Source organism: Serratia sp. CY74737 (assembly GCF_052166775.1).
Classification (GTDB): Bacteria; Pseudomonadota; Gammaproteobacteria; order Enterobacterales; family Enterobacteriaceae; genus Serratia; species Serratia ureilytica.
Window position 1 is genome coordinate 580,164 of sequence record NZ_JBJNOF010000002.1, and the last position, 25,984, is coordinate 606,147.

The window sequence follows — 25,984 nt, forward strand, 5'->3', positions numbered from 1 at the left end:
CGCAGGTGGTTGTAGCTAAAAAGTAAACGCTTTTTTATGCGTCTTGCGTATTTATGTCACAAGTTTAGGGGCGCGGCAGGCAGGCGTCTAATCGAATGGGGCAATGGCGGCATAGAGCATATCTATCGCAGGCGGACGCTGACCTAAACAAATGGTTGCATAAAGACACCCGCTGCAAAAGAGTAATGGTTTCACCTGAAAGTGAATTCATGCAGTCTATCTCGCGGATTATATTGGCATTTTATTTAGCCTGCGGGCCTGAGGAACACAGCGTGAAGCGTTCAGTATCAGTGGTGATCGGCGGTATCTTACTGCCTTTAGCGGCGCAGGCGGCGGAAACGGCGTCCCATTTTCCCACCATGACCCCACCGGCGATAGACGCCGCCTCTTACGTATTGATGGATTACACCACCGGCCAGGTGCTGGCTGCCGGCAATGCCGACGAGCGGCGCAATCCGGCCAGCCTGACCAAGCTGATGACCGGTTTGGTGATCGATCTTGCGCTCGATGAGCATAAGATTGGCCTCGACGATGTCGTCACCGTGGGGAAAGACGCCTGGGCGCAGGGCAACCCGGTGTTCAAAGGCTCCTCGTTGATGTTCCTGAAGCCTGGTGACAGGGTCACGGTGCGCGATCTCAGCCGCGGCATCATCATCGATTCCGGTAACGACGCCTGCGTGGCGATGGCGGACTATGTGGCGGGCAGCCAGGCCAACTTCGTCAAGCTGATGAACGAGAAGAGCGCGCAGCTGGGCCTGCAGAACACCCATTTCGAAACGGTACACGGGCTGGATGCGCCGGGCCAGTTCACCACCGCCGGCGATCTGGCGGTGATTGCGCGCGCCATCATCATGAGCGAGCCGGCGGAATACCATATGTACAGCGAGAAATCGCTGACCTGGAACGGCATCACGCAGCAGAACCGCAACGGCCTGCTGTGGGACAAGACCCTGCACGTCGACGGCCTGAAAACCGGACACACCGCCTCGGCCGGCTTCAACATCATCGCTTCCGCCACCGAAGGAGATCGCCGTCTGATCGCCGTGGTGATGGGCGGCAAAAGTTCAAAAGGCCGCGAGGAACAGGCGCGCAAGCTGCTGAGCTGGGGGCTGCGCGACTTTAGCACGGTACACCTGTTTAGCGCCGGCCAGAGCCTGGGGGAAGAGCCGATCTGGTACGGCGAAAGCCACCGCTTGCCGGTCGGCAGCGCGCAGGACCAGTCGCTCAGCCTGCCGAAAAACGAGGCGGACAAGCTGAAGGCGCAGTACGTGCTCAACGTTGCGCGGCTGGAAGCGCCGGTCAACAAAGGACAAATCGTCGGCGAGATCCGCATCAGTGACAATGGCCAGGTGGTGAAAACCCTGCCGCTGGTGGCGCTGCGGGCGGTGCCGCAGGGCGGCGTGTTCTCGCGCCTGGCGGATTACGTGAAGCTCAAACTCTGACTCACCGGGCGGGCGACGGCGCCCGGTGGTATACTGGTACGAATGCCGATCATTGAGCCGCGCTATGGATATTAAACAACTGATTTATCTGTGTAATTTAGAACGGGAGCGCCACTTCGGCCGGGCGGCGGAAGCCAGCTTCGTCAGCCAGCCGACGCTGTCCATGCGATTGAAAAATCTGGAAAAAGAACTGGGCGTTTCGCTGATTAACCGCGGCAACCATTTCGGCGGCTTTACCGCCGAGGGCGAACGGGTGTTGGCGTGGGCGCGCGAGATCGTCTCGGTCTACCAAGGGCTGAAACTGGAGGTGGAGTCGCTCAAGCACGGCTTGCACGGTACGTTGCGCCTCGGCGTGGTGCCGCAGTGCAGCATCTCGGTGGCGGAAATGCTCAAGGCGGTCAGCGAACGTTATCCCCATCTTGATTATCGGTTGGCGGTGCTGAGCGCCGATCAACTGCTGGAGGCGCTGACGGCGCACACCGTAGATATCGGCATCGGCTTTTTCGAGCTGTCGACCTTGAAAGAACTGCATTTCCAATCGCAGCCGCTGGTGGAAACCGGCGTCGAGCTGGTGTTTCATCCGCAGCATTTCCCTAAGCTGGTGGGGGATGCGCCGTTGCCGCTGGAGGCGGTGGCTGCCTTGCCGCTGTGTCTGGCCGAGCCGACGCGTTATTTCCGCCGCTATCTCGATCAGCATTTCCGCGACGCTGGATTGACGCTGCACCCGCGGCTGGAAACTACCTCTATCTTCCAACTGCTGGAGGGGATTTTCGTCGGGTTGGGCTGCGGGTTGTTCCCGCGCGGCCAACTGCAATCGCCGCTGATGCCGGCATTGCAGCGGCGTCCGGTGGCCATCGCCGCCATGCCGCGTCATGCGGCGGTGGTGGTCGATATGTCGGAGCGCGCCACGCCGTTGGCGCAGAAGTTTTTCGATGCCGCCAGCGAGTGGTTGCGGCGGCAAAATGGATAGAAAAATTTAAGTTTATCCCGTGCCCGGCAATGATTATGGCCCCTAGGGGCCATAATCATTTCTCTTCTAATGGTTGCTGAAATACGTGTTAATTGCCGACGGTAATAGTCGGATCCCAATAGAAGTAACCTAATAGTTTTTGGTCTCCGCCGTTTGGTCGATAATAAAGGCCAAATTGAATGCAATAGTTTTCCGTGCCGGTATTGGTGATGTCAGCCTGTATGAACCAATAGGTTTGGTTGGTGAAGGTGACGGGGAATACGGTATTTTGCGCAGGCATCATCGAGCTGCGCGTGTACATTTTGAATGTCGGGTTGGAGAAAACCTGGGTGCCGCTGCCAAACTGCGGCAGCCCATAGATCAGGACGCCGGCATCGAAATTTGCCGATTCGGAAGTGCCGGTCCAACGGATGACGTCGCCGACATTGGCTTTAAAATTCAGGTCCGCCGTGCCGGAGCCGCCGATCACCTGTTCGGAAGTGACGACCATATAGGCATATTGGTGGCCGATGCCCGTCGGGCTGCCGGCATCCTGACTGGGGTTTTTATTCTCGAATGCTTCTATCAGCGCATCGGTATCGATGACGACAATAACGTTAACGATATTGTTGCTGGATTTAAGTTCTTGTTCAGACATAAGTTAGCCTCACAATATTTTTTGCTGTGATAGAAAGTGAAAATAATGGGGTTGATGGCAGCCGTTTATTGAATGGATATTTAAAATGAGGAGTGGCAACGGCGCTATCGGCTTAATCATAGAGACTAAATAACAAGGCAGCCACCGGTGAAAATGTAGAGAAATTAATCGGTGTCTCTATTAATTAGCAGGGTTAAAACCTTGTTTTGATGATTCTGAGATAAATGCAGTTACAGAATGAGAGGCGAGCACGAACTGCCTATTATCCTGTTTACAGTGATAATTTTCTCGAAGTGCGACGGGAGAATAAAATAGAGAAAAATGGAGTTTAATACTAATTTAATTAAATTATTTGGTTTTAAATTTGAAATTTAAATGATTATTGATATTTATCTCTCAAAAGGACGGGCGATGAGTTAGCGGCAAAATGGGCCGCCAACTCATTGATAGATTACAGGGCAGTCTGTGCCGGTTCCGCATCGCCCAGCGTTTGGCGCAGGCGGTTTTCCCAGGCGTAGAGCGCGACGGTGAGGATCACCTCCAGCGCCTGCGCTTGATCGAGGCCGCTGTTGAACAGCGGCTGCACGCTCTGCGGGGTGAACTTCTCAGGTGCGCGAGTCAGCTCGGCGGCGGTGCGCATCACTGCGAGTTTTACCGAATCTTCGGTATACGCCAGCCCCTGAGGCAGCCCGGCGAACAGCGCCTGAACCAATCCCTCATCCTGCAATTCTTGCGCGACGGTGGCCGCGCAGTAACGGCTGCCGTTGATGCGCGAGACCGCCAGCGTCGCCAGCGCCTTGAGGCGACTCGATAACCCATATCCTTCGGCATTGATGCCGTTGAACACCCCGTTGCGCTCGCGCAGGGTGGCGGCGTCGTGGGCTAACAGCAAATAATAAGATTCGGCGCGCGCCTGCGGGTGACTTTGATCCAACACATCAAGCTGTTCGGCGGCGGCGGTTTCCGCGTCGATCGGTGGCAGGCGGGCAGACCAATTCAGTTCGTCGGCGCTGAAAGCGATGCCATCGGCGTCTTCGACGTTAGGAAAGCCGGGCACCACCACCGCCGGGCGGCCGGCCAACGCCGCGACGCCGGCGACCACGCGCGCTTGATAGCTGACAAAACCGATCACCTGCGAAAAGGTGACAATATCCGCCGGGCTCAGCCCGACGTCGGCGAGCTGTTGCAGCGCCTTGCGGCAAATCAGCGTGGGCTGGCTGGCAAGCTGGCGGGCATATTGGGTGATCTGAGCAAGGCGGATATTGCTTTCCCGGGAGGCGTCCGGGCTGTGCAGCGGGGCGAGGCGGGCGGCGTAGTGGCTACAAAGCGATTGCACGCCCGTCACCTGAGCGACGGTCAACGCGGTGCTGAGGCGATCGTAGGGTGACAATGTCACGTATCGTGACAGCGGCACCTGGTCGGGAAACAGCGCGTGGTAACCGGCCAACGAGGCGCTGAACACCCCGGCGCGAGCGCTGAGCGCATTGTTTAAGGCTTCATCGGCGAAAGCGCCCAGCCCCAGCAGAAAGCGATCGCGAAGGGGGGCCGCCTGGGGTTCCAGCGGCGCATCGCCCCGCACGCTGCTTTGGGTTTCGTGATACCACTGGGCATTATGTTGTCGACGGAGTCGTTCCATAGGGTCAATCCTTAATCATGATCAACAACCGCCGCTGCGCGCGGCAGCGTCGGCTGGACAAAGAGGCAACATGCCCGCAGGCGGGGCGAAAGGCGGTTTTAGCGCAGCTCATCACAGCAGAGGGCGTGGCCGTAAACAGAAAAACCGGCTGCCAGCGTGAGCAGAAACTGCGTAAGGCGGCGATGGCGAATGCTGTTCATCAGTGCGATATCCTGTCGTATGAGAAGTGCAACGTAGGGGATATCCTCACCGATCGCCCTGGCGAGATAAAATAATGTTACGGACTAATCAATAACTGAAAGGAATAAAATATAAGGATATATAACAAGAATGTAATTTGCATGTGCGCTTTCTTGCTAAGCGGCAGGCGCGCAAGGCGATAAAAAACCCGCCGCAGCGGGTTTGGAGGTGAAGGTGTGACTCAGAAGCGGCCGCCGTCGCGCCGCCAGGCATCGGCGGTCAGCGCCTCGCCGAAGTGGCTGGCGATAAGACGCTTGGTCAATTCGTGCAGCGGCGCCGCCAAGACCTCCGCGGTGCTGCCGCGTTCGACGATTTCCCCTTCGTGCATCACCAGCACCTGGTCGCTGATATGCTTCATCATGCCGAGGTGCTGGGTGACATAAATATAGGAAATGCCGTGTTTTTCCTGCAGCTCCAGCATCAGATTGATGATTTGCGAGCGCATCGACATGTCCAGCGACGCCAGCGCCTCATCGGCGACGATCACCTTCGGTTGCAGGATCAGCGCGCGGGCCAGCGCGACGCGCTGTTTTTGCCCGGAGGCCAGCATGTGCGGATAGTAGTAGGCGTGATCCGGCAGCATGCCGACCTGGCGCAGCGTTTGGTTGATACGCTGCTCGCGCTCGGCGGGCTCAAGATCGGTGTTCAGCCGCAGCGGCGCATCCAGCAGCTGGCCGATGCGCTGGCGCGGGTTGAGCGAGGTGCTCGGATCCTGAAAAATCATGCGAATACGCTGGCTGCGGTAACGATAATCGCCGAACGCCAGCGGATGATCGTCGATCAGCAGCTCGCCGGCGGTGGGTTCCACCATGCCGGAGAGCATCTTCGCCAGCGTGGATTTGCCGGAGCCGTTCTCGCCGATCACCGCCAGCGTCTGGCCTTCGCGCAGGGTAAAGCTGACCGATTTCACCGCCTCGACGTGCTGGCGGCGAAACAGCCCAGTGCGGTAGCGGTAGGTTTTGCTCAGGTTGCGCACTTCCAACAGCGTTTCCATGTTATTGCTCCTCCATGTTCAGCGGGAAGTGGCAGGCGAAGAAGTGGTTTTTGACCGGGCGCAGGCGCGGCGTTTCGATGCACTTCTTCTGCGCGTAAGGGCAGCGCGGCCCCAGGCGACAGCCGATCGGCAGGTGTTCCAGCGAAGGAATGGCGCCCGGCAGCGTATTCAACCGGCTTTTGTGCGGCAGCGAGCGGCCGAAGTCCGGCATGGCGCGGATCAGCGCCTGGGTGTAAGGGTGGTGCGGCGCCGCCAGCAACTCTTCGCACTGGGCGCTCTCCACCGTTTGCCCGCAGTACAGCACGTTCACTCGATCGGCCCACTTGCTCATCATCTGCAGGTCGTGGCTGATCAGCAGAATGGTGGTGTTGTTGTTCTGGTTGAGGCGCGCCAAAAGACGGAAAATCTGCGCCTGCGTGGTCGGTTCCATGGCGTTGGTCGGCTCATCGGCGATCAGCAGACGCGGTTGGTTGGCCAGCGCGATGGCGATCATCACTTTCTGGCACTCGCCTTCCGTCAGCTCGTACGGGAAGCTGCCCATGATGTCGTCATGATCCTTGATGCCGACGCGGTGCAGCAATTCGATGGCGCGGCGTTTGCGCCAGTTGAAGCGCTGCCACCAGTGGCCCTTATAGGTCCAGCCCGGGATGGCCTGCGCAAGCTGGCGGCCGATGCTCTCGGAAGGATCGAGACAGGACTGCGGCTCCTGGAAGATCATTGAGACGTTGTGGCCCACCAGCTTGCGCCGCTCGCGCGGGCTCAGCTGCAGCAGATCGATGTCGTCGAAACGAAAGCGATCGGCGGTAACGCGCCAGTTGTCTTTGGTTACGCCGCAGATGGCCTTGGCGATCAGGCTCTTGCCGGAGCCCGATTCGCCCACCAGTCCGCGCACTTCGCCCTCGGTCAGCGTCATGCTGACGCGATCGACCGCCTTGACCGGCCCTTCGGCGGTCATAAATTCAATCGTCAAATTGCGGATATCGAGTAACGGCATTATTCCACCCCGGCATTGATTGCGCGGCGCATACCGTCGCCTAACAGGTTAACCAGCAGCACGCTGACGAGGATGGCCGCGCCGGGCAGCATCACCGTCCAGGGCGCGACGTACACCAGCTCGAGCGAATCGCCGAGCATCGCTCCCCATTCCGGCGAAGGCAACTGCGCGCCGAGATCGAGGAAGCCGAGCGCGGCGATATCCAAAATGGCCATCGACAGCGCGCGGGTGAACTCGGTCACCAGCACCGCCGCGATGTTCGGCATGACCGCGTACCACAGGATCTGCAGCGTGGAAGCGCCGTCAAGCCGGGCCGCCACCACGTACTCTTTCTCCAGCTCATCGTGCACCGCGCTGTAGATGGTGCGCACCATGCGCGGCAACAAGGCGAGCCACACCGCCAGCATGGCGTGTTCAAGTTTGGGGCCGATAAACGCCACCACCACGATAGCCAGCAGCAGCGACGGAATCGACAGCAGGGTATCGAGGATGTGATTGAGCACCGCCGAGCGTAGCCCGTGGGTGACGCCGGCGAACACGCCGAGGATCACGCCGCAGAACGCCGCGGCCAGCGTCACCGCCAGCGCGGAACCGAAGGTGGCGGCGGTGCCGGTCAACAGGCGGCTGAGGATGTCGCGCCCGAGATCGTCGGTGCCGAGGAAGAACGACACGTTGCCGTAGCGCGACCAGGACGGCGGCAGCAGTTGATAGCCGAGGAACTGCTGATCCAGCGCGTAGGGCGCCAGCAGGCTGCCGAACAGCGACAGCAGCAACAGGGCGATCACGCCGTAAAAACCGATCATCGCCAGCGCGTCGCCGTAGAAAATCCGCCAGGTGTAGCGCAGCGGGCTCGGCATCTTTTTCTCGCGGTATACGTTATCGAAGGGCATACCATTCCTTATGTTTCAGCGGGTTGGTTGCCGCACCCAGAATGTCGGCCAGAACGTTAATGGTGATCACCAGCGTGCCGACCACCATCACGCCGGCGGAGATCGCCGCATAGTCCTGTTGGCGAATGGCGTTGATCAGCCAGCGGCCGAGGCCCGGCCAGCTGAAGACCACTTCGGTGATCATCGCCAGCGTGAGCATGGTGGAGAACTGCAGCCCCAGTTTGGGCACGATCGGCGGCAGCGCGTTGTGCAACACGTGGCGACGAATGATGGTGAAGCGCGACAGGCCGCGGGTGGCGGCGGCCTTGATGTAGTTTTGGCTCAGCACGTCGTCGGTGCTGATGCGCATCAGCCGCACCACTTCGGTGGTGGGCGCCACCGCCAGCGCGGCGATCGGCAGGATCATGTGGCGCAGGGCGCTGCCGATCATCTCGGCGCGATACGGCGAGTCCGACAGCCAGGCGTCGATCAGCGCGAAACCGGTGATGGGCTTCACCTGATACAGCAGATCGAAACGGCCGGAAACCGGCAGCCAGCCGAGATGCAGCGAGAAGAACAGCATCAGCAGCAGCGCCAGCCAGAACACCGGCATCGAAAAGCCCAGCAGCGCGAAGGTGCTGATGGCGGTGTCCTGCCACTTGCCGCGCAGCACGCCGGCGATGATGCCCAGCGGAATGCCGATAAACAGCGCCAGGGCGAAGGCCAGCAGGCACAGTTCCATGGTGGCCGGGAACACTTCGCGCAACTGTTCGCTGATCGCCTGGCCGTTGATGCTGGAGACGCCGAAGTCCCAGTGCAGCAGGCTGACGAAGTAGAACTGATAGGCGTCCAGCAGGGCGGCGCCGTTCAGCGGCGCGCGCGGCGTGAAATAACTCAGGCTGAAGCTGACCAGCGTCAGGAAGAACAGCGTGATCAGCAGCAGCAGAATGCGGCGCAGGGTAAAGATAATCACTTTTTCACCTCCGGCGCGGATTCACGGTACACCCCGGCGAACGAGGCGTTGCCGAACGGGCTCAGCACCAATCCCTTGATGTCGTAACGATAGGCCTGCAGGCGCAGGGAAGACGCCAACGGCAGCACCGGCAATTGCTGCTCAAGGATTTTCTGCGCCTTGCGGTAGTTGTCGATGCGCTGAGACAGCTGCTGCGACAGCAGCGCGTTCTGCAGCACTTCGTCGAAGCTCGGGTCACACCAGTGAGCATAGTTGGTTTGCGAACGGATTGCCGCGCAGCTCAGCAGCGGCCGGAAGAAGCTGTCCGGATCGTTGCTGTCGGTGGCCCAGCCGGTCAGGGTCAGATCGTGGTTCATCTCCATCAGGCGCGCTTCCTGAAAGCGGCCCTCCACCGGCACGATGGTGACGTTGATGCCCACCTGGCCGAGGTCGGCCTGGATCAGCTCGGCGGTTTTCAGCGGGCTCGGGTTGTAAGACTGCGAGGCGGTCGGCACCCACAGCTTCAGGTTCAGCTGGCCGACGCCGGCCTGCCGCAGCATCTCGCGAGATTTGGCCGGATCGTACTCGGTGACGTGCGCGTCGTTGTCATAGGCCCAGGAGGCGCGCGGCAAGATCGAGGCGGCGGTTTCCGCCGTGCCGTAATAGATCGACTGCATCAACCGCTGGTTGTTGATCGCCAGCGAGATCGCCTGGCGCACATTGAGGTTGTCGAGTGGCGGTTTGCGGGTGTTGAACGCCAGATAGGCGATGTTCATCCCCGGACGCAGCGTCAGGCGCAGGCGCGGATCGTCGCGCAGGATAGACAGCTGGCTGGCCGCCGGATAAGCCAGCACGTCGCATTCGCCGGTCAGCAGCTTGGAGAGGCGGCCGGTGCCGCCGGCGCCCAGATCGATCACCACCTGCGGCATGCGCGGCAGCCCTTTCCAGTAGGCGGCGTTGCGCGCCAGGCGAATATATTGCCCCGAGCGGTATTCGTTGAGCAGGAACGGGCCGCTGCCGACCGGCTCGCGGTCGATCAGCTCCTGATGGCCCTCACGCGTCAGCAGATCGGCGTACTCGGCGGACAGCACCGGCGCGTAGTGGGTCGCCAGGTGCCACAGGAACGAGGCGTCCGGCGACTGCAGGCGAATCTCCACCGTATAGTCGTCGAGCTTTCTCACGCTCTGCACCGAATCGCCGAACTGCAGGCTGTCGAAATAGGGGTATTCGCCGCCGTTCACGTCGTGATACGGGTGTTTCTGATCGAATACGCGGGCGAAGCTGAATACCACGTCGTCGGCGTTCATCTTGCGGGTGGGCGTGAACCAGGCGGTGGTCTGAAACGGCACGTCCTTGCGCAGATGGAAGCGGTAGGTGGCGCCGTTGTCCAGCACCTCCCAGCTCTGCGCCAGCTCGGGGATCAGGCGATAGGTGTAGGGGTCGACGTCCAGCAGGCGATCGTACAGCTGGGCGGCCAGGGTATCCACCGTCAGGCCGCTGCTGGCCATTTGCGGGTTGAAGGTATTCAGTATGCCGCTGACGCAATAAACAAAGCCGCTCTGGCGAATGTCCGGCAGCGGCGCCGCGCTGGGCGCGGGCGGTGTTGTCGCGGCCAGGGCAGAGCCCGTCAGGCACAACGACAGTATCCAAAAGGGTAAACCACGCATAGAGGCTCATGGGTTAATCAGCAATAGCGTTAGTGTATCGCACTCTGACCAGCAGCCCAATCCATTGAGCAAAATCGCTGAGTTTTCTGCGACTTGATTGATCAGCCCGTTCAGCGGCAAGAAAAAAGTTTTTCATGTTATGTTATAATATAACAAAATCATGTTACCGTTCCCCGGCAAAGTCACAATAACGCAAGGGGATGTATGAACGAAGTTGCACTTCCACCACGCCGTTCGCTGCCGGATGCTCAGGCATGGCGCGGCGAAATGAGTGATGTCGGGCTCGATTGGGTCGGGATGCAAGGGATCGCGCTGCCGCTGGAGCTGGCCGGCAAGCCATTGATGGCGAAGGTCGACGCCGGTATCAACCTGCGCGCCGAAGCGGCGGGCGAGCGCGGCATTCACATGTCGCGGCTGTATCTGGCGCTGGACGAGTTGACGCAGGGCGAGCTGACGCCGCAGCGCATCGGCCGAACGCTGCAGGCCTTTTTGGCTTCGCAGCCGGAACACAGCGATCGCGCCAGCTTGTCGATCGGCGGCGAGCTGTTGCTGTCACGCCCGGCGCTGCTGTCGCCGCAGCGCGGCTGGAAAGCCTATCCGCTGCGCATCGAGGCCACTCTGACGGATACGCTGACGCTGGCGCTGACCGTCGGCGTGCCTTATTCCTCCACCTGCCCGAGTTCGGCGGCGCTCAGCCGTCAGTTGGCGCAGCAACAGTTCCAGTTTGATTTTGAACAGGCGGCGGAGCGGGTCAGCCAACGGCAGGTGAGCGAGTGGCTGCTGGAGCAAGGGATGCCGGCCACCCCCCACAGCCAGCGCAGCTGGGCCTGGATCACCGTGACGCCTGAGAATGAACGGGCGTTTGAGCCGGTGAAACTGATTGACCGCATCGAACACGCGCTGGGCACGTCGGTACAAACGCTAGTGAAACGCTGCGACGAGCAGGCCTTCGCATTGGCCAACGGTCAGAACCTGATGTTTTGCGAGGACGCGGCGCGCCGTCTGTATCGCATGCTGCGCAGCCAGTGCGACTACCGCGCTTTTTCGCTGCGCGTCGAGCATCAGGAGAGCCTGCATGCCCACAATGCGGTGGCGGAGCTGAGCTGGCGGGGAGAACACCATGCTGCGTAAAAATCCCAGCGGCCATCTGCCGCAGGTCTCGCCGCTGGCCTACATCGATCCCACCGCCATTATTTGCGGCCGGGTGATCGTCGAAGACTTCGTTTACGTCGGCCCTTATGCGGTAATTCGCGCCGATGAGTTGAACGCCGTCGGCGACATGGAGCCGATCGTCATCGGCTCGCACTCCAATATTCAGGACGGCGTGGTGATCCATTCCAAGAGCGGGGCGGCGGTGACAATTGGCCGTTACAGCTCGATCGCCCACCGCGCCATTGTGCACGGTCCGTGCCGCATCGACGATCGGGTGTTTATCGGCTTCAACAGCGTGCTGTTCAACTGCCACGTTCAGTCCGGCTGCGTGGTGCGCTACAACGCGGTGGTGGACGGCGTGACGCTGCCGGAAAACCGCTATATCCCCTCGACCGAGCGCGTGGGGCCGGACAGCGACCTGTCGCGCTATCGCCAGGTCGATCGCAGCGCGCTGCAGTTTTCGGAAGAAGTGGCCGCCACCAACGTCGAACTGGTGCGCGGTTACCAGGCATTACGCAATGAATTTTAATGAGGTCCCCATGAAACAACTTCCCGTGACCGTGCTTTCCGGCTTTCTCGGCGCCGGCAAGACCACGGTGCTGAACCACATCCTGAACAACCGGCAGGGCATGCGCGTGGCGGTGATCGTCAACGACATGAGCGAGGTGAATATCGACGCTGCGCTGGTGGAGAATGAAGTGCGCCTCGATCGCCAGCAGGAGAAGCTGGTGGAGATGAGCAACGGCTGCATCTGCTGTACGCTGCGCGAAGACCTGCTGGTGTCGGTGCGCGAGCTGGCGCAGGAGGGGCGTTTCGATTACCTGTTGATCGAATCGAGCGGCATCTCCGAACCGCTGCCGGTGGCGGAAACCTTTACCTTTGAGGATGAAACGGGCGAAAGCCTGTCGCAGTTCGCCCGGCTGGATACCCTGGTGACGGTGGTCGACGGGGTGAATTTCATCCGGCAATACCAGCAGGCGCAAAGCCTGCAGGAGGCCGGCCAAAGCCTGGGCGAGGACGATCTGCGCAGCGTGGCGGACCTGTTGATTGAGCAAATTGAATTCTGCGACGTGATCCTGGTAAGCAAGACCGATCTGTTGACGCCAACGCAGCAGGGCGAAGTGATGGCGCTGCTGGCCAGCCTGAATCCCGACGCCCGCATTGTGCCGATCGCGCCGGGCAAACTGCCGCTGGAGGCGGTGCTGAATACCGGCAGCTTCAGCTTTGAAAAGGCGCAGCAGGCGCCCGGCTGGCTGAAAGAGCTGCGCGGCGAACACGTGCCGGAGACGGAAAGCTACGGCATCAGCAGCTTTGTCTATCAGGCGCGGCGGCCGTTTGCGCCGGACAAGTTCTACCGCGTGATCAACGGCGACTGGGGCGGCGGCAAGCTGCTGCGTTCGAAAGGCTTCTTCTGGCTGGCGACGCGGCCGCGGCAGGCCGGGCAGTGGAGCCAGGCCGGCGGCATCGCCCATTATGGCCTGGCGGGCACCTTTTGGCGCGCGATCCCGCAAGACAATTGGCCGCAAGATCCGCAAACGCGGGCGCATATTCAGGAGAAATGGGTGGAGCCGTTCGGCGACATGCGCCAGGAGCTGGTGTTTATCGGCCAGCACTTGCAACAGGCGGCGATCGTGCGTCTGCTGGACGACTGCCTGCTGAGCGACGACGAAATGGCCGCCGGCGTGGACTATTGGCTGGAGATGGCAGACCCGTTCCCTGAGTGGTAATTGCGCAATCTTCGTGTGGTAATGAGAAAAATTCTCAACAAAGTGCTTTACAGACGATACTGATAACTATTATCATCGCCTGGCAGTTCACGGAAGGCCACAGTTTGCGGCTCTGATGTGGAAGGCACGACATTGCTCACATTGCTTCCAGTGTTTTTTAAGCCAGCTCGGGTGCTGGCTTTTTTTTTGTCTGTTATTCTTCGCCTTGCTCGCCGTTTTGCAGCAGCGCATGCTTTTTCAGCATGCCGCGTAGCTGATGGTAGGTGAGCCCCAGCAGCTGCGCCGCCTTGCGCTGGTTGAATCGCCCTTGCTGCAGCGCTGCTTCGATCAGCGCCTTCTCTTGCTCCAACTGCCAGTTTTTCAGCTCGAGCGGCAGCGCCGGCAACGCGCCGGCGCCTTCAGGGGCAGGCGTAAGCGGTGTGGCCTCGCGTGGCGCAAACGGGTTGATGACGATCTCATCCAGCGGGTTGTCGCTGTCGCCGTGACGATAGACCGAACGTTCCACCACGTTTTTCAGTTCGCGCACGTTGCCCGGCCAGCCGTAGTTGAGCAACGTCTGCCTGGCGCGTTCGGTAAAGCCGGGAAACAGCGGCAGCCCCAGCTCGCGGCACATTTGAATGGCGAAATGCTCGGCCAGCAGCATGATATCGGGCCGCCGTTGGCGCAGCGGCGGCAGCTGCACCACGTCGAACGCCAGCCGATCCAGCAGATCGGCGCGGAACTTGCCCGCCGCCGCCAGCGCCGGCAGATCGTCGTTGGTGGCGCACACCAGGCGCACATCCACACGCAGCGGCTGGCTGCCGCCCACGCGCTCCAGCTGGCCGTATTCGATCACCCGCAGCAATTTCTCCTGCACCAGCATCGGCGCGGTCGCCAGCTCATCGAGAAACAGCGTGCCGCCGTCGGCGCGCTCGAAGCGGCCCAGATGACGTTTCTGCGCACCGGTAAAGGCGCCGGCCTCGTGGCCGAACAGCTCGGAGTCCAGCAGGTTTTCATTCAGCGCCGCACAGTTGAGCGAGATGAACGGCCCTTGCCAACGGTTGGAGAGGTAGTGCAGACGATGGGCGATCAGCTCTTTACCGGTGCCGCGCTCGCCGATCACCAGCACCGGTTTGTTCAGCTTTGCCACCTGGGAGACTTGCTCCAATACTTCGACAAAGGCGTTTGCTTCGCCCAACAAATTCTCTGGCTGTTCGTTCATGATGAAATTCGCCAATGTTTGGTGAAAATAATCACTCTACAGCAAGCGCGCAGAGAGTCAAAAATAAAGAGTTGTTGTTTTTCAATGATATAAAAGTTGGCACGGGTTTTGATTATCTCTTTGGGCAAGCTGTACGACTTAACGCGGCGCTTCAGACGCCATCAGAACCAAGAGGAAGTGAATTATGGGTATTTTTTCTCGTTTTGCCGACATCGTGAACGCCAACATCAACACCCTGCTGGACAAGGCGGAAGATCCGCAGAAGCTGGTGCGGTTGATGATCCAAGAAATGGAAGACACGCTGGTTGAAGTTCGCTCTACGTCGGCGCGCGCGCTGGCGGAGAAAAAGCAGTTGCTGCGTCGCATCGAGCAGGGTGAAGGCCAGGTAAGCGACTGGCAGGAAAAAGCCGAGCTGGCGCTGCGCAAAGATAAAGAAGACTTGGCCCGCGCGGCGCTGATCGAAAAACAAAAGGTTGCCGACCTGATCGCCACGCTGACGCAGGAAGTGGCGACCGTAGAAGACACGCTGGCGCGCATGAAGAGCGAAATTGGTGAGCTGGAAAACAAGCTGACCGAAACCCGCGCGCGGCAGCAGGCCCTGGCGCTGCGCCATCAGGCCGCATCTTCCTCGCGCGAGGTGCGCCGTCAGCTCGACAGCGGCAAGCTGGATGAGGCGATGGCGCGTTTCGAACAGTTCGAGCGTCGCATCGACCATATGGAAGCCGAAGCGGAAAGCATCAGCATCGGTAAAAAGAAGTCGCTGGACCAAGAGTTTGCCGAGCTGAAGGCCGACGACGCCATCAGTGAGCAACTGGCGGCGCTGAAAGCCAAGATGAACCGCTCCGAGTAAGGCGAACCGCGGCCACACGCTGGAGGTGGCCGCCTATCCAGGATCCGATAAGAAGGAATAACAATGAGTGCTTTATTACTTGCCATTCCGCTGACAATTTTCGTGCTGTTTGTCGCGCCGATTTGGCTTTGGCTGCATTACAGCAATCGGCAACATACCGGCATCCAGCTGAGTCAGCAAGAAATGCAGCGCCTGGCGCAGCTGGCGGAAGACGCCAAACGCATGCGTGAACGCATTCAGGCGCTGGAAGAGATCCTCGATGCGGAACACCCGAACTGGAGACAGTCCTGATGAGCATGACGCTGGGCAGTAAAAAGCTTTATCGCGTTCCCGAAGAAGGCATGGTGAAAGGCGTCTGCGCCGGTTTGGCCCACTATTTCGACGTGCCGGTGCGCCTGATCCGCGTGATGGTGGTGCTGTCGCTGTTCTTCGGGCTGTTCTTCTTCACGCTGGTGGCCTATATCGCGCTGGTGTTCGTGTTGGACGAAGCACCGGCCAGCCGCTTCGAAGGCGAGCATCAGAAGACGCCGCGCCAGCTGCTCGATCAGCTGGAGTATGAGCTGGGCAGCGGCGAGCAGCAGCTGCGTCAGGTCGAGCGCTACGTGACGTCCGATACCTTCGGCGTACAGAGCCGTTTCCGCAAGCTGTAACCCTTCTTGCGATGCCCGGCCTGCGCAGGCCGGGTATCTCGCCGCCGTCATCCCGTTGAAGGTCATCTTAATCGTCTTGTGCCGGAGGGCATTGTCATGAATAAAATTGATGTCGCGAACGCCACCAGAACGGGTGGATTTAAATCAGGAGCGGCGGCAATGTTGAAGACATTGGCTAAAGTCATCATCATAGCGTTATTGAACTATGGCCCGGCGGGCGCCGCCGGCTGGCTGTTGAAGACCGTCGGCCGCAAACCGGTGCGCTTCGTGCTGGCGCTGGTGCTGGAACCGCTGTTCCGTAAAGGCCTGAACAAGGCATTCGGGCGTTACGTGGCGGGAGAGAAAATGCCGCCCAAGTAGGGCGGCATGATATCGTTCATTCAACTCGCTTCGGTGACTTTTGTCCCCGGGGTTGCCAAATAGACCCAATTCGAACCGTTGCTTATGATTGCCTGTGCCGATGGATTTGCTGCGGTATTGGTGCAAAAAATAGCGGTGCCTTTGCAAACATTCGCAGCAGGAAGTTGAGCAAACGTCATGGAAGATAAGCTCGTGCCGAAACGACTGATGCGACTGGAGGGGCGCCACCCGGTAGTCGTTTTCACCCAGCTATAGATGGCGCCTTCTTCGTCACCGGCCACAGCAGTATTGAACCATTCGGAACCAATGGGGCGCATTACGCCGCCGAGCTCTTTGGGGCCGTCGGCGATCCGTACTGCGGTATAGTTGGATTTTCCAGGCTGATATGAACAGCCGTAACTGGTGCTGATGGTCGTGTTGCCTTCAACGTCAACGTCAATGACCGAGCCAGCCCCCGATCGCGAGACATAGTAAAAATCTCCCGAGCAACGCCCGCCGAGGAAACGTAGATTGCTGGTATTGCTTTTCACGCTGCCATACTGGCAGTCGACCAAATCGATACGTGGGTTGGCTCCATCTTCTGTCAGAGCAACGTTGCCGGAAAAGTGGGTGTCCGAAATAGTACTTGGATAAGCAGGGTATCGCCAGGTCAAACTGGCTAGTCGGCAATTGCTGATCATGGCTTTTACACTGGATGAAAAGTCCATATCCTGAAGCCAGCACCCATTCATGAAAACATTGAATTTTTTGCCTGATGCTGCGTGAGTAATGTTCCCTCCTCGATTAATATTTGTAGCATATAAAACACCGTATCCAGAGCTATAGACTAAGTGTTTTATCTCTGATGCCTGAATTTCATTGAGGTAAACTTCGCCAGAATTATTCATATATAATAGACAGCTGGCATTGGGATTGTTGCCGATCAATTTTTGAAGCGGGCCGGTTCGATGTTCCATATGTAGGTTTTTAAACCAAAGTCCTATTCCGCCATTAACATAGATAGTCGGGCTTATCAAATTGGCTTCCCATTGACAGTCTTCGAATCGTAACATGTTGCAGTGGTCATTTTGCATTGTTGATGTTAAATGAATGGGGGCAAGAAGCATCTTATTGAAGTCAGTGATGTCCAGGTAGTTATCATAATCTCCCGACGTTCTGCCGCAGCCTTGAACCTCGACGAATTTGAAGTAACTATCCTGAACCTTATCTAAATAAAGACCGGCTCCCCGACAGTAAAGAATGCTTACATTCTGGGCGTGCACATAGCTTGCGTATTTTATACTCAGTCCGCAAATCGTCTTGTTATTTCCCCTTAGCTGGAAGTTTCTGAAACTGACACCGCTATAGGTTATTTCTCCCTGAGCGGCGTCGATGGTTATAATCCCTGTTATATCAGTCTGTTTTGCCAAGTCTTGTCCGTTGTAGACGAGCACGGCACGACCGTTGTAACTGCTTTCACCGTAAAGGGAAATTCCACTGTTGGCTGGAAAGACGACCGGTGTTTTAATATTCCAATAGCCGCTTGGAATCTTTACGGAGCGTTCACCTCTGATCAGTGCAATGTTTTGAATCAGGGGGCCATTATCGTCAAGAGTAAGATCACATCCCCCGTCGTATAAAGAAAGCTGGGTTAAGTCATTACGATACCACGCTGCTGGGGATTGATTGACTTTAAGCGTCGAATAGCCACCGTCGTCAATGGCATTTACCGCGTTGGTATGTCCTGTAAATACACCGCCACCTTTACCCTTTCCTTGATAATACTCGGTTAAGATTATGCGTTGACCGTCATATTCTGGTTGGGTGTTTTTAAGTGTTGCCATCGAATTTATAATGGTCAGGCCGCGCTCGAAATTAATTGTGCTCATCGGATTCTCCGGTTAGTATTCGTATTGACATAAACGTTTTGATGAAGGGGTTGTATCGTTAGTACGAGTGATTGTGATTATTCCTGTGGGGGTAATACTATCTCGTCTTTGTATAGGGGGCGATATTAGGTTGCTCGGCTATGTCTTACACAAAGCGTTGTCGGTTAAGTTGAGAAGGTGGCAATTTTCATCTGTGGCAAATCTCACTCTGCTTGTGGCTATAATAGTGAGCATAGGCCATGTGGTTAGCGAAGTGTTACCGTGTAACTGCATGTTTTAGTGAATAAAAGGATGCGACTCCAGGCAAAATGAAACGACTGCAAAATGAGTTAACCTCGCTGGTCAACCGCGGAATGGATCGCCATCTGCGCCTGGCGGTGACCGGCCTGAGCCGCAGCGGCAAAACCGCCTTTATCACCGCCTTCGTCAATCAACTGCTGCATGTGCACAGCGGCGCGCGCATGCCGCTGTTTTCACCGGTGCGCGAAGAACGCCTGCTGGGCGTCAAGCGCATCCCGCAGCGCGATCTCGGCATCCAACGTTTCACCTACGACGAAGGGCTGGCGCAGCTGTACGGCGCGCCGCCGTCCTGGCCGACGCCGACGCGCGGCGTCAGCGAAATCCGACTGGCGCTGCGTTACCGCTCCAACGACTCGTTGCTGCGCCATTTCAAAGACACCTCGACGCTGTACCTGGAGATCGTCGACTATCCGGGCGAATGGTTGCTGGATCTGCCGATGCTCGAGCAGGATTACCTGGCCTGGTCGCGGCAGATGACCGGGCTGCTGCAGGGGGAACGCGCCGAATGGGCCAAGCCCTGGCTTGACCTGTGTAAAACCTGCGATCCGCTGGCCCCGGCCGACGAAAATCGCCTGGCGGCGATCGCCCAGGCCTACACCGATTATCTGTTGCGCTGCAAAAGCGAAGGTCTGCACTTCATTCAACCGGGCCGTTTTGTGCTGCCGGGCGACATGGCCGGCGCGCCGGCGCTGCAGTTTTTCCCGTGGCCCGATGTTGCCGCGGTGGGCGAGTCGAAACTGGCGCAGGCCGACAGACACACCAATATCGGCATGCTGCGCGCTCGGTTCAATTATTACTGCCAGTCGATCGTCAAAAACTTCTATAAAGAGCATTTCGTCCGTTTCGATCGGCAAATCGTGCTGGTTGACTGCCTGCAGCCGCTCAACAGCGGCCCGCAGGCGTTCAACGACATGCGCCTGGCGCTGACCCAACTGATGCAGAGTTTCCATTACGGCAAACGCACGCTGTTTCGCCGCTTGTTCTCGCCGACCATCGACAAACTGATGTTCGCCGCCACCAAGGCGGACCACATCACCGCCGATCAGCACGCCAATCTGGTGTCGTTGCTGCAGCAGCTGGTGCAAGAGGCGTGGCAGAACGCGGCGTTCGAAGGCATCAGCATGGATTGCGTCGGCCTGGCCTCGGTGCAGGCGACCGAGAGCGGCATTGTCGATCATCAGGGGCAGCGTATTCCGGCGCTGAAGGGCAATCGCCTCAGCGACGGCGTGCCGCTGACGGTGTTCCCCGGCGAAGTGCCGGCCCGTTTGCCGGGGCCGGCGTTCTGGCAGAGCCAGGGATTCCACTTCGATGAGTTTCGCCCGCGCGCCATGAGCGTGGACAGCCCGTTGCCGCATATCCGTCTGGATGCGGTGATGGAATTTTTACTGGGAGACAAATTGCGATGAGCGAGCCGATCAAACCGCGTATCGATTTTGACGAGCCGTTGCAGCCGCCGCAGGAACCGACGTTGCGCGCCGGCGTCGCTTTCGACGCCGAGCAGGCGGAGAGCTTCTTTCCGGCGGCGCCGGAGCTGCAGCAGGAGGAGGAAGAAGGGCGCGCCGAGGGCATCATCAACGCTGCGCTGAAGCCGAAACGCAGCCTGTGGCGCAAAATGGTCACCGCCGGGCTGGCGCTGTTCGGCGTCAGCGTGGTGGCGCAGGGCGTGCAGTGGGTGCATACCGCCTGGGTGCAGCAGGACTGGATCGCCATGGGCGGCGGCGTGGCCGGCGGCCTGATCGTGTTCGCCGGCGTCGGTTCGGTGGTCACCGAGTGGCGGCGTTTGTATCGGCTGCGCCAGCGCGCGGAAGAGCGCGACGTGGCGCGCGAGCTGTTGCACAGCCACGGACTGGGGCAAGGGCGCGAATTCTGCGAGAAGCTGGCGCGCCAGGCCGGGCTGGATCAGGGGCATCCGGCGCTGCAGCGTTGGCAGGCCTCGCTGCATGAAACCCAAAATGACCGTGAAGTGGTGGAGCTGTACGCCAAACTGGTGCAGCCGGTGCTCGACAACCAAGCGCGGCGCGAAATCAGCCGCTCCGCCGCCGAATCGACGCTGATGATTGCCGTCAGCCCGTTGGCGCTGGTGGATATGGCGTTTATCGCCTGGCGCAACATCCGTTTGATTAACCGTATCGCCGCGCTGTACGGCATCGAACTGGGCTACTTCAGCCGCATTCGTTTGTTCCGGCTGGTGCTGCTCAACATCGCCTTCGCCGGCGCCTCCGAACTGGTGCGCGAAGTGGGCATGGACTGGATGTCGCAGGATCTGGCGGCGCGGCTGTCGGCGCGCGCGGCGCAGGGCATCGGCGCCGGGTTGTTGACCGCGCGGCTGGGCATCAAGGCGATGGAACTGTGTCGCCCGCTGCCGTGGCTGGAAGGGGAGAAACCGAAGCTTGGCGATTTCCGCAGCCAGCTGATCGGCCAATTGAAAGACACGCTGAAAAAGAGCGACGGCAAGGCCAAATAACCCCGCGACGGCGCTCCTGGCAGCGCCGTTATTTCACCGGCACCAACGCCGGACGTAATCGAGACTTGACGATAGTCGATCCCCCTGTGCTTGCGTGATAAATACCTGCAAAATTAAATCTGTTTGTGATAACTCTCTGTTTGTGGGCTAAAATGACGCCGATGCTGTTATTCGCTTGCGTTTAAAATCAGCAACCACGGCAATAAATCAGAGTTCTGTCAACTTTTGCTGACAGATCGCTTCTACCGCCCGGTGCGAGGGAGTATCATCATCGCTAACGATCCCCGCACCTGCAGAGATAAGGCCAACACTGATGCGTTTGGAAGTATTTTGCGAAGACCGCCTCGGTCTCACTCGAGAATTACTCGATCTTTTGGTATCGCGCAGCATTGACTTACGTGGCATCGAGATTGATCCCATCGGCCGCATTTACCTCAATTTCTCCCAGCTGGACTTCGATACTTTCCGCGCGCTGATGGCGGAGATCCGCCGCATCGCCGGCGTGACCGACGTGCGCACCGTCAGCTTTATGCCTTCCGAACGCGAGCATCGCGCGCTGCGTGCGCTGCTGGAGTCGATGCCGGAGCCGGTGTTCTCTATCGACATGAAGGGCAAGGTCGAGCTGGCCAATCCGGCGGCGCTGGCGTTGTTCAGCCTGAACGAAGACAAGATCCGCAACCAGACCGCCGGGGCGTTGATCGGCGGCTATAACTTCAGCCGCTGGCTGGAGAGTGAGCATACGGCGCCGCACTCAGAACGGGTGGTGATCCGCAGCCAGGACTTCCTGATGGACATTACGCCTATCTATCTGGAGGACGAACAGCAACAGCCGGCTGCGGTCGGCGCGGTGGTGATGTTGAAGTCCACCGCGCGCATGGGCCGCCAACTGCAAAATCTGTCGGTGAACGACGATACCGAATTCGATCACATCGTCGCGGTGAGCGCCAAGATGCGTCACGTGCTGGAGCAGGCGCGCAAACTGGCGATGCTCGATGCGCCGCTGCTGATCGTGGGCGATACCGGCACCGGCAAGGATATTCTGGCTCGCGCCTGCCACCTGCGCAGCCCGCGCGGCAAACAGCCGTTCCTGGCGCTGAACTGCGCCGCGTTGCCGGATGACGTGGTGGAGAGCGAGCTGTTCGGCCATGCGCCGGGCGCTTATCCCAACGCGCTGGAAGGCAAAAAGGGCTTCTTCGAGCAGGCCAACGGCGGTTCGGTGCTGCTGGATGAGATTGGCGAAATGTCGCCGCGCATGCAGACCAAACTGTTGCGTTTTCTCAATGACGGCACGTTCCGCCGGGTCGGCGAAGAGCATGAGGTGCACGTCGACGTGCGCGTGATCTGCGCCACCCAGAAGAACCTGACCGAGCTGGTGCAGCGCGGCGAATTCCGCGAAGACCTCTATTATCGCCTCAACGTGCTGACCATCACCATTCCGCCGCTGCGCGAACGTCCGCAGGACATCATGCCGCTGACCGAGCTGTTCGTGGCGCGCTTCGCCGATGAGCAGGGCGTGGCGCGGCCCAAGCTGGCGAACGATCTGGGCAGCTTCCTCAGCAAATACGGCTGGCCGGGCAACGTGCGCCAGCTGAAAAACGCCATCTACCGCGCGCTGACGCAAACCGAAGGCTACGAACTGCGGCCGCAGGATATCGTGTTGCCGGAGTTCGAGGTGGAGATGTCGCTGGGCGACGAGGTGCTGGACGGTTCACTGGACGACATCAGCAAGCGTTTCGAGCGCTCGGTGCTGACGCGCCTGTATCGCACCTATCCCAGCACCCGCAAGCTGGCGAAGCGGTTGGGCGTTTCCCATACCGCCATCGCCAACAAGCTGCGCGAGTATGGCCTGAGCAGCCGCAAAGGCGGCGCTGAGGGCGAAGAATAAAAAAGGCGCCTTGCGGCGCCTTCCAGTGTATCCAAAGCCGGCGTTCGCCGGCTTTATTATTTCAGCGCTGCCAGCGCCGCGTCGTAATCCGGCTCGGTGGTGATTTCGTTCACCAGCTCGCTGTACAGCACGTTGTCCTGGCCATCCAGCACCACGACCGCACGCGCGGTCAGGCCCGCCAATGGACCTTCGGCGATTTCAACGCCGTACGCCTGTTTGAACTCGGCGCCGCGCAGGGTGGACAGCGTGACCACGTTGCTCAGGCCTTCCGCGCCGCAGAAACGAGACTGGGCGAACGGCAGATCGGCGGAGATGCACAGCACCACGGTGTTATCCAGGCCGCTGGCCAACTGGTTGAATTTACGCACCGACGTCGCGCAGACGCCGGTATCGATGCTTGGGAAGATGTTCAGGACTTTGCGTTTACCCGCGAAGCTGCTCAGCGCTACGTCTGACAGGTCTTTGGCAACCAGCGAGAAGGCCTTGGCCTGTTCGCCCTGCTGTGGCAGTTTGCCCGCTACGCTGACCGGATTGCCTTGAAAATGTACTGTCTGAGTCATTGCTAGATTCCTTTTACAGGTGTTTATACAAAGGGTATGAACCTGATGAAACGGCGCGCCGGCGGCGGCTGTTAACATCAGGTTCACACCCTGACGCCAGTTTATGACAAGCGGGGCGGATTGGATATCAAAGTTTGCTAAATAGTTGTATATATTAGGCTGTTCTATAAAACATCACCGGCGCATCAGCCTGCCTGGATGCGCAGTTTTCGCTCAGGAGCCGTTATGAGAGACATGCGTTTTTACCCGGAAGCCTGGCCACTGCACACCGCCTTCGTGATCGCGCGCGGCAGCCGCACCGAAGCCAGGGTGGTGGTGGTCGAAATCGAACAGCAGGGCGTGCGCGGCGTCGGCGAATGCACGCCGTATCCGCGCTATGGCGAGAGCGAGGAATCGGTGATGACGCAGCTGGCTGAGATGGCGCCGGCGATCGCGCAAGGCATCACCCGCGAGCAGCTACTGACGCAGATGCCGGCGGGCGCGGCCCGCAACGCGCTGGACTCGGCGCTGTGGGATTTGGAGTGTGGTCTGCACGGGCAGAGCCTGTGGCAGCGCAGCGGCGTGACGGCGCCGGCGCAGATCCGCATGGCGCAGACCGTCAGCATCGGAACGCCGGAAGCGATGGCCTTCGCCGCGCGTGAGCTGGAGCGGCAGGGCGCCACGCTGCTGAAGATCAAACTCGACGATCACTATATCAGCGAGCGGCTGGTGGCGATCCGCGCCGCGGTGCCGCAGGCGACGCTGATTGTCGACGCCAATGAATCCTGGCAGGCGGAAGGGCTGGCGGCGCGCTGCCAGCTGTTGGCCGATCTCGGCGTAGCGATGCTGGAGCAGCCGCTGCCGGCCGGTGACGACGCCGCATTGGAACACTTTATTCATCCGCTGCCGATCTGCGCCGATGAGAGCTGCCACACCCGCGCCGATCTGCCGCGGCTGGCGCAACGCTATCAGATGGTCAACATCAAACTGGACAAAACCGGCGGCTTGACCGAGGCGCTGGCACTGGCGCAGGCCGCGCGCGAACAGGGATTCGCCATCATGCTCGGCTGCATGTTGTGCACGTCGCGGGCGATATCCGCCGCCTTGCCGCTGGCGCCGGCGGCGCGTTTCGTCGATCTGGACGGCCCGACCTGGCTGGCGCGGGACGTCGAACCGGGTCTGGCGTTCGAATGCGGGGCGATCGTCGATCTCGCCCCGTAGGGATTAATTCGGGTAGGTCAGCAGTTCGGTCATGGCGTCGATGTAGCGCTCGCTGGCGGCATCGGCGGAGATCGGCGGGAATTCGGCGGTGATGCACGGCAGCGACAGATCCGCGCACCAGCTGCCGAACGAACCGGGCGTCTCATAGCCGACGCTGGTCACTAGCGGGAGTTCGAACTTGTGCGACAGCCAAACGCCGAGCCGCGAGCTGGCGGGATCTTCGATGCAGGCCAGCGGCTCATGGAACGACACCACCCAATGCGGCTTCAGGCGATGGATCAGATGACACAGCGCCTGGGTTTCCGGTTCGGAGCCGGGGCGCCCGCCGGTGGAGAGCCTGACGTCGCGCACCGGCGCCGCGCTGTTCCAGCGATAGACGGTGTCCCCGGAGCGCCAGTTGGCGGCCGGGAAGTTGCGGTTCAGATCGACGCCGTTGGCATTGGCGCGCAGCCCCAGCTGACAGCCGTCGGGGTTGACCGCCAGCACCACGTGGTGGCGCAACTGTTCGGGGGCGATGCTGCGCAGCGCGCAGGACAGGGTTACGATGGCGGCGCTCTCATCGCCGTGGGTGCCGGCGATGATCAGCCCGGTTTCCGGGCCGCTGACCGCCGCCGGGAAATAGAGCAGCGGCGCGCCCAGCAGCGAGCTGCCGTAGTTCTCTCCTGCGACGGCCAACTGGCCACGTTCACTGCGCGGTCGATGTTCGGTCATGGTGTTGTCCCTGAGTTAAAGGCCGAGAGTCATTGTCATTTTATTCAGTGTATTACGCTTTGAGACATCTTTCCCATCGCAATTGTGCGGCGTTTGCGCGATCTGTGATGCGGTAGCGGTGAAAACGCCAATTAAACCGCACCTGGCCTGAGGCTGTTGTTATACTAACGGCAGAGCTAAGCCAATCACCCGCAAGAGGATTTAACATGCCAGTAGCCAGAATCATCGCCAGCTATAGCGAAAATGAAAATGACACCATCACGCTGCTGTGCGGCGTAGACGCTGAAAACCAGATCCGTCAGGGGGAATGGTTCGGCGTGGTGAAAAATGACGACGGGCGCGGGGACGAATCGAACTATCCGTTCACCCTGCATATCGATTACCAGAAAGATGCCTTCTATCTCGACTACGGCTACGACGACGCGGATGCGCGTCAGCTGCAAAAAACCGATATCTCGGCCCGTCCGCTGGCTGAGAAAGGCTTTTTCACCGTGTTCGATGAAGAAGAGGGTGAAGAGTTCAGCTACCGCATCAACAGCATCCACTTGTACGACTGACGGTCGCTGCCGTAATCCCACCCGTGCCGCCCTGCGCCGCACGGGTTTTTTATCGCCTGAATCGCACTTTTTGCAACTTCTCGCCCGCGGGCTCTAGG

26 protein-coding genes are annotated in these 25,984 nt (G+C 59.5%); 15 read left to right on the forward strand and 11 right to left on the reverse strand.

What is annotated here, in order from left to right; all coding sequences use genetic code 11:
* The first annotated feature begins 272 nt into the window (after nucleotides 1-272).
* On the forward strand, nucleotides 273-1,442 hold the full coding sequence (gene dacD / locus ACJ8PE_RS04790; protein ID WP_197792549.1) for a serine-type D-Ala-D-Ala carboxypeptidase DacD: 1,170 nt from the start codon (nucleotides 273-275) through the stop codon (nucleotides 1,440-1,442).
* Between the two features lie 64 nt (nucleotides 1,443-1,506).
* Nucleotides 1,507-2,412 carry a LysR family transcriptional regulator gene (locus ACJ8PE_RS04795; RefSeq protein ID WP_033643241.1) on the forward strand — a complete coding sequence of 302 codons (906 nt, stop codon included), beginning with the start codon at nucleotides 1,507-1,509 and terminating at the stop codon, nucleotides 2,410-2,412.
* 88 nt (nucleotides 2,413-2,500) lie between these two features.
* Here the strand turns inward: ACJ8PE_RS04795 and ACJ8PE_RS04800 are convergent, their stop codons facing one another.
* A complete protein-coding gene (locus ACJ8PE_RS04800; RefSeq protein ID WP_033643240.1) occupies nucleotides 2,501-3,049 on the reverse strand; it encodes an inclusion body family protein in 549 nt (182 codons plus the stop codon).
* Between the two features lie 451 nt (nucleotides 3,050-3,500).
* The gene (locus ACJ8PE_RS04805) at nucleotides 3,501-4,685 is read right to left on the reverse strand and encodes a CMD domain-containing protein (protein WP_197792547.1); all 1,185 of its coding nucleotides are present in this window, start codon (nucleotides 4,683-4,685) and stop codon (nucleotides 3,501-3,503) included.
* Nucleotides 4,686-4,702: 17 nt separating this feature from the next.
* Here ACJ8PE_RS04805 and ACJ8PE_RS04810 point away from each other — a divergent pair, with 17 nt between their 5' ends.
* Entirely contained in the window at nucleotides 4,703-4,960 is a 258-nt protein-coding gene (locus ACJ8PE_RS04810) for a hypothetical protein (protein ID WP_046898217.1), read from the forward strand.
* Nucleotides 4,961-5,106: 146 nt separating this feature from the next.
* Here the strand turns inward: ACJ8PE_RS04810 and sapF are convergent, their stop codons facing one another.
* Genes sapF through sapA form a run of 5 tightly spaced genes read right to left on the reverse strand, consistent with a single transcriptional unit; the run spans nucleotide 5,107 to nucleotide 10,401 of the window.
* A complete protein-coding gene (sapF, locus tag ACJ8PE_RS04815; protein ID WP_016927550.1) occupies nucleotides 5,107-5,919 on the reverse strand; it encodes a putrescine export ABC transporter ATP-binding protein SapF in 813 nt (270 codons plus the stop codon).
* 1 nt (nucleotide 5,920) lies between these two features.
* Entirely contained in the window at nucleotides 5,921-6,913 is a 993-nt protein-coding gene (sapD, locus tag ACJ8PE_RS04820; RefSeq protein ID WP_016927551.1) for a putrescine export ABC transporter ATP-binding protein SapD, read from the reverse strand.
* Nucleotides 6,913-7,803: a putrescine export ABC transporter permease SapC gene (gene sapC, locus ACJ8PE_RS04825; RefSeq protein ID WP_004930580.1), complete on the reverse strand. Its 891-nt coding sequence runs from the start codon at nucleotides 7,801-7,803 to the stop codon at nucleotides 6,913-6,915. The genes sapD and sapC overlap by 1 nt, the downstream gene beginning before the upstream one ends.
* Complete coding sequence (gene sapB / locus ACJ8PE_RS04830; RefSeq protein ID WP_004930575.1) at nucleotides 7,790-8,755, reverse strand: putrescine export ABC transporter permease SapB; 966 nt, start codon at nucleotides 8,753-8,755, stop codon at nucleotides 7,790-7,792. Before sapB ends, sapC begins: the two co-directional genes overlap by 14 nt.
* Nucleotides 8,752-10,401 (reverse strand): ABC transporter substrate-binding protein SapA, encoded by a 1,650-nt coding sequence (gene sapA / locus ACJ8PE_RS04835; protein WP_033643238.1) that lies wholly within the window; start codon nucleotides 10,399-10,401, stop codon nucleotides 8,752-8,754. The genes sapB and sapA overlap by 4 nt, the downstream gene beginning before the upstream one ends.
* Before the next feature lie 204 nt (nucleotides 10,402-10,605).
* Here sapA and folE2 point away from each other — a divergent pair, with 204 nt between their 5' ends.
* From folE2 to zigA, 3 genes are read left to right on the forward strand one after another with little or no spacing between them, the layout of a single operon-like run.
* A complete protein-coding gene (gene folE2, locus ACJ8PE_RS04840; protein ID WP_197759786.1) occupies nucleotides 10,606-11,532 on the forward strand; it encodes a GTP cyclohydrolase FolE2 in 927 nt (308 codons plus the stop codon).
* On the forward strand, nucleotides 11,522-12,082 hold the full coding sequence (locus ACJ8PE_RS04845) for a carbonate dehydratase (protein WP_060660657.1): 561 nt from the start codon (nucleotides 11,522-11,524) through the stop codon (nucleotides 12,080-12,082). Before folE2 ends, ACJ8PE_RS04845 begins: the two co-directional genes overlap by 11 nt.
* 10 nt (nucleotides 12,083-12,092) lie before the next feature.
* A complete protein-coding gene (zigA, locus tag ACJ8PE_RS04850; RefSeq protein WP_197759787.1) occupies nucleotides 12,093-13,280 on the forward strand; it encodes a zinc metallochaperone GTPase ZigA in 1,188 nt (395 codons plus the stop codon).
* A 193-nt stretch (nucleotides 13,281-13,473) separates the two neighbouring features.
* Here zigA and pspF read toward each other — a convergent pair whose 3' ends face one another.
* Nucleotides 13,474-14,481, reverse strand: coding sequence for a phage shock protein operon transcriptional activator (gene pspF, locus ACJ8PE_RS04855; protein ID WP_197759788.1), 1,008 nt, complete (start codon nucleotides 14,479-14,481; stop codon nucleotides 13,474-13,476).
* Between the two features lie 184 nt (nucleotides 14,482-14,665).
* Between pspF and pspA the strand changes: the two genes are divergently transcribed.
* The 4 genes from pspA (at nucleotide 14,666) to pspD (ending at nucleotide 16,341) form a co-directional block, all read left to right on the forward strand.
* Nucleotides 14,666-15,331: a phage shock protein PspA gene (pspA, locus tag ACJ8PE_RS04860; RefSeq protein WP_197795211.1), complete on the forward strand. Its 666-nt coding sequence runs from the start codon at nucleotides 14,666-14,668 to the stop codon at nucleotides 15,329-15,331.
* A gap of 63 nt (nucleotides 15,332-15,394) precedes the next feature.
* The gene (gene pspB, locus ACJ8PE_RS04865; RefSeq protein ID WP_442536718.1) at nucleotides 15,395-15,622 is read left to right on the forward strand and encodes an envelope stress response membrane protein PspB; all 228 of its coding nucleotides are present in this window, start codon (nucleotides 15,395-15,397) and stop codon (nucleotides 15,620-15,622) included.
* On the forward strand, nucleotides 15,622-15,981 hold the full coding sequence (gene pspC / locus ACJ8PE_RS04870; RefSeq protein ID WP_033643233.1) for an envelope stress response membrane protein PspC: 360 nt from the start codon (nucleotides 15,622-15,624) through the stop codon (nucleotides 15,979-15,981). Before pspB ends, pspC begins: the two co-directional genes overlap by 1 nt.
* A 96-nt stretch (nucleotides 15,982-16,077) precedes the next feature.
* Entirely contained in the window at nucleotides 16,078-16,341 is a 264-nt protein-coding gene (pspD, locus tag ACJ8PE_RS04875; protein WP_071883554.1) for a phage shock protein PspD, read from the forward strand.
* A gap of 20 nt (nucleotides 16,342-16,361) precedes the next feature.
* On the opposite strand, the gene ACJ8PE_RS04880 is transcribed toward pspD, so the two are convergent.
* Entirely contained in the window at nucleotides 16,362-18,209 is a 1,848-nt protein-coding gene (locus ACJ8PE_RS04880; protein WP_197792535.1) for a hypothetical protein, read from the reverse strand.
* A 308-nt stretch (nucleotides 18,210-18,517) separates the two neighbouring features.
* Here ACJ8PE_RS04880 and ACJ8PE_RS04885 point away from each other — a divergent pair, with 308 nt between their 5' ends.
* The 3 genes from ACJ8PE_RS04885 (at nucleotide 18,518) to tyrR (ending at nucleotide 22,858) form a co-directional block, all read left to right on the forward strand.
* Nucleotides 18,518-19,915: a YcjX family protein gene (locus ACJ8PE_RS04885; protein WP_197792533.1), complete on the forward strand. Its 1,398-nt coding sequence runs from the start codon at nucleotides 18,518-18,520 to the stop codon at nucleotides 19,913-19,915.
* Nucleotides 19,912-20,973, forward strand: coding sequence for a YcjF family protein (locus tag ACJ8PE_RS04890; RefSeq protein ID WP_033650280.1), 1,062 nt, complete (start codon nucleotides 19,912-19,914; stop codon nucleotides 20,971-20,973). Before ACJ8PE_RS04885 ends, ACJ8PE_RS04890 begins: the two co-directional genes overlap by 4 nt.
* 313 nt (nucleotides 20,974-21,286) lie before the next feature.
* Nucleotides 21,287-22,858 carry a transcriptional regulator TyrR gene (tyrR, locus tag ACJ8PE_RS04895; RefSeq protein ID WP_033643230.1) on the forward strand — a complete coding sequence of 524 codons (1,572 nt, stop codon included), beginning with the start codon at nucleotides 21,287-21,289 and terminating at the stop codon, nucleotides 22,856-22,858.
* A gap of 56 nt (nucleotides 22,859-22,914) precedes the next feature.
* On the opposite strand, the gene tpx is transcribed toward tyrR, so the two are convergent.
* The gene (gene tpx, locus ACJ8PE_RS04900; protein WP_004930536.1) at nucleotides 22,915-23,418 is read right to left on the reverse strand and encodes a thiol peroxidase; all 504 of its coding nucleotides are present in this window, start codon (nucleotides 23,416-23,418) and stop codon (nucleotides 22,915-22,917) included.
* Between the two features lie 225 nt (nucleotides 23,419-23,643).
* Here tpx and ycjG point away from each other — a divergent pair, with 225 nt between their 5' ends.
* Nucleotides 23,644-24,618 carry an L-Ala-D/L-Glu epimerase gene (gene ycjG / locus ACJ8PE_RS04905; protein WP_046687132.1) on the forward strand — a complete coding sequence of 325 codons (975 nt, stop codon included), beginning with the start codon at nucleotides 23,644-23,646 and terminating at the stop codon, nucleotides 24,616-24,618.
* A gap of 3 nt (nucleotides 24,619-24,621) precedes the next feature.
* On the opposite strand, the gene mpaA is transcribed toward ycjG, so the two are convergent.
* A complete protein-coding gene (gene mpaA / locus ACJ8PE_RS04910; RefSeq protein ID WP_033643228.1) occupies nucleotides 24,622-25,329 on the reverse strand; it encodes a murein tripeptide amidase MpaA in 708 nt (235 codons plus the stop codon).
* Between the two features lie 206 nt (nucleotides 25,330-25,535).
* Between mpaA and ACJ8PE_RS04915 the strand changes: the two genes are divergently transcribed.
* Complete coding sequence (locus tag ACJ8PE_RS04915; RefSeq protein ID WP_015378006.1) at nucleotides 25,536-25,886, forward strand: hypothetical protein; 351 nt, start codon at nucleotides 25,536-25,538, stop codon at nucleotides 25,884-25,886.
* Nucleotides 25,887-25,984 lie beyond the last annotated feature (98 nt).

Bases quoted from the DNA above. Each gene is read 5' to 3' on its own strand.
- folE2 (WP_197759786.1), top strand. From the start codon at position 10,606: ATGAACGAAGTTGCACTTCCACCACGCCGTTCGCTGCCGGATGCTCAG.
- pspA (WP_197795211.1), top strand. From the start codon at position 14,666: ATGGGTATTTTTTCTCGTTTTGCCGACATCGTGAACGCCAACATCAAC.
- ACJ8PE_RS04885 (WP_197792533.1), top strand. From the start codon at position 18,518: ATGAAACGACTGCAAAATGAGTTAACCTCGCTGGTCAACCGCGGAATG.
- pspF (WP_197759788.1), bottom strand. From the start codon at position 14,481: ATGAACGAACAGCCAGAGAATTTGTTGGGCGAAGCAAACGCCTTTGTC.
- tyrR (WP_033643230.1), top strand. From the start codon at position 21,287: ATGCGTTTGGAAGTATTTTGCGAAGACCGCCTCGGTCTCACTCGAGAA.
- zigA (WP_197759787.1), top strand. From the start codon at position 12,093: ATGAAACAACTTCCCGTGACCGTGCTTTCCGGCTTTCTCGGCGCCGGC.
- sapC (WP_004930580.1), bottom strand. From the start codon at position 7,803: ATGCCCTTCGATAACGTATACCGCGAGAAAAAGATGCCGAGCCCGCTG.
- sapA (WP_033643238.1), bottom strand. From the start codon at position 10,401: ATGCGTGGTTTACCCTTTTGGATACTGTCGTTGTGCCTGACGGGCTCT.
- ycjG (WP_046687132.1), top strand. From the start codon at position 23,644: ATGAGAGACATGCGTTTTTACCCGGAAGCCTGGCCACTGCACACCGCC.
- ACJ8PE_RS04890 (WP_033650280.1), top strand. From the start codon at position 19,912: ATGAGCGAGCCGATCAAACCGCGTATCGATTTTGACGAGCCGTTGCAG.
- sapF (WP_016927550.1), bottom strand. From the start codon at position 5,919: ATGGAAACGCTGTTGGAAGTGCGCAACCTGAGCAAAACCTACCGCTAC.
- pspC (WP_033643233.1), top strand. From the start codon at position 15,622: ATGAGCATGACGCTGGGCAGTAAAAAGCTTTATCGCGTTCCCGAAGAA.
- ACJ8PE_RS04800 (WP_033643240.1), bottom strand. From the start codon at position 3,049: ATGTCTGAACAAGAACTTAAATCCAGCAACAATATCGTTAACGTTATT.
- pspD (WP_071883554.1), top strand. From the start codon at position 16,078: ATGAATAAAATTGATGTCGCGAACGCCACCAGAACGGGTGGATTTAAA.
- ACJ8PE_RS04805 (WP_197792547.1), bottom strand. From the start codon at position 4,685: ATGGAACGACTCCGTCGACAACATAATGCCCAGTGGTATCACGAAACC.
- sapD (WP_016927551.1), bottom strand. From the start codon at position 6,913: ATGCCGTTACTCGATATCCGCAATTTGACGATTGAATTTATGACCGCC.
- mpaA (WP_033643228.1), bottom strand. From the start codon at position 25,329: ATGACCGAACATCGACCGCGCAGTGAACGTGGCCAGTTGGCCGTCGCA.
- ACJ8PE_RS04795 (WP_033643241.1), top strand. From the start codon at position 1,507: ATGGATATTAAACAACTGATTTATCTGTGTAATTTAGAACGGGAGCGC.
- tpx (WP_004930536.1), bottom strand. From the start codon at position 23,418: ATGACTCAGACAGTACATTTTCAAGGCAATCCGGTCAGCGTAGCGGGC.
- pspB (WP_442536718.1), top strand. From the start codon at position 15,395: ATGAGTGCTTTATTACTTGCCATTCCGCTGACAATTTTCGTGCTGTTT.
- ACJ8PE_RS04810 (WP_046898217.1), top strand. From the start codon at position 4,703: ATGATCAACAACCGCCGCTGCGCGCGGCAGCGTCGGCTGGACAAAGAG.
- ACJ8PE_RS04845 (WP_060660657.1), top strand. From the start codon at position 11,522: ATGCTGCGTAAAAATCCCAGCGGCCATCTGCCGCAGGTCTCGCCGCTG.
- ACJ8PE_RS04915 (WP_015378006.1), top strand. From the start codon at position 25,536: ATGCCAGTAGCCAGAATCATCGCCAGCTATAGCGAAAATGAAAATGAC.
- ACJ8PE_RS04880 (WP_197792535.1), bottom strand. From the start codon at position 18,209: ATGAGCACAATTAATTTCGAGCGCGGCCTGACCATTATAAATTCGATG.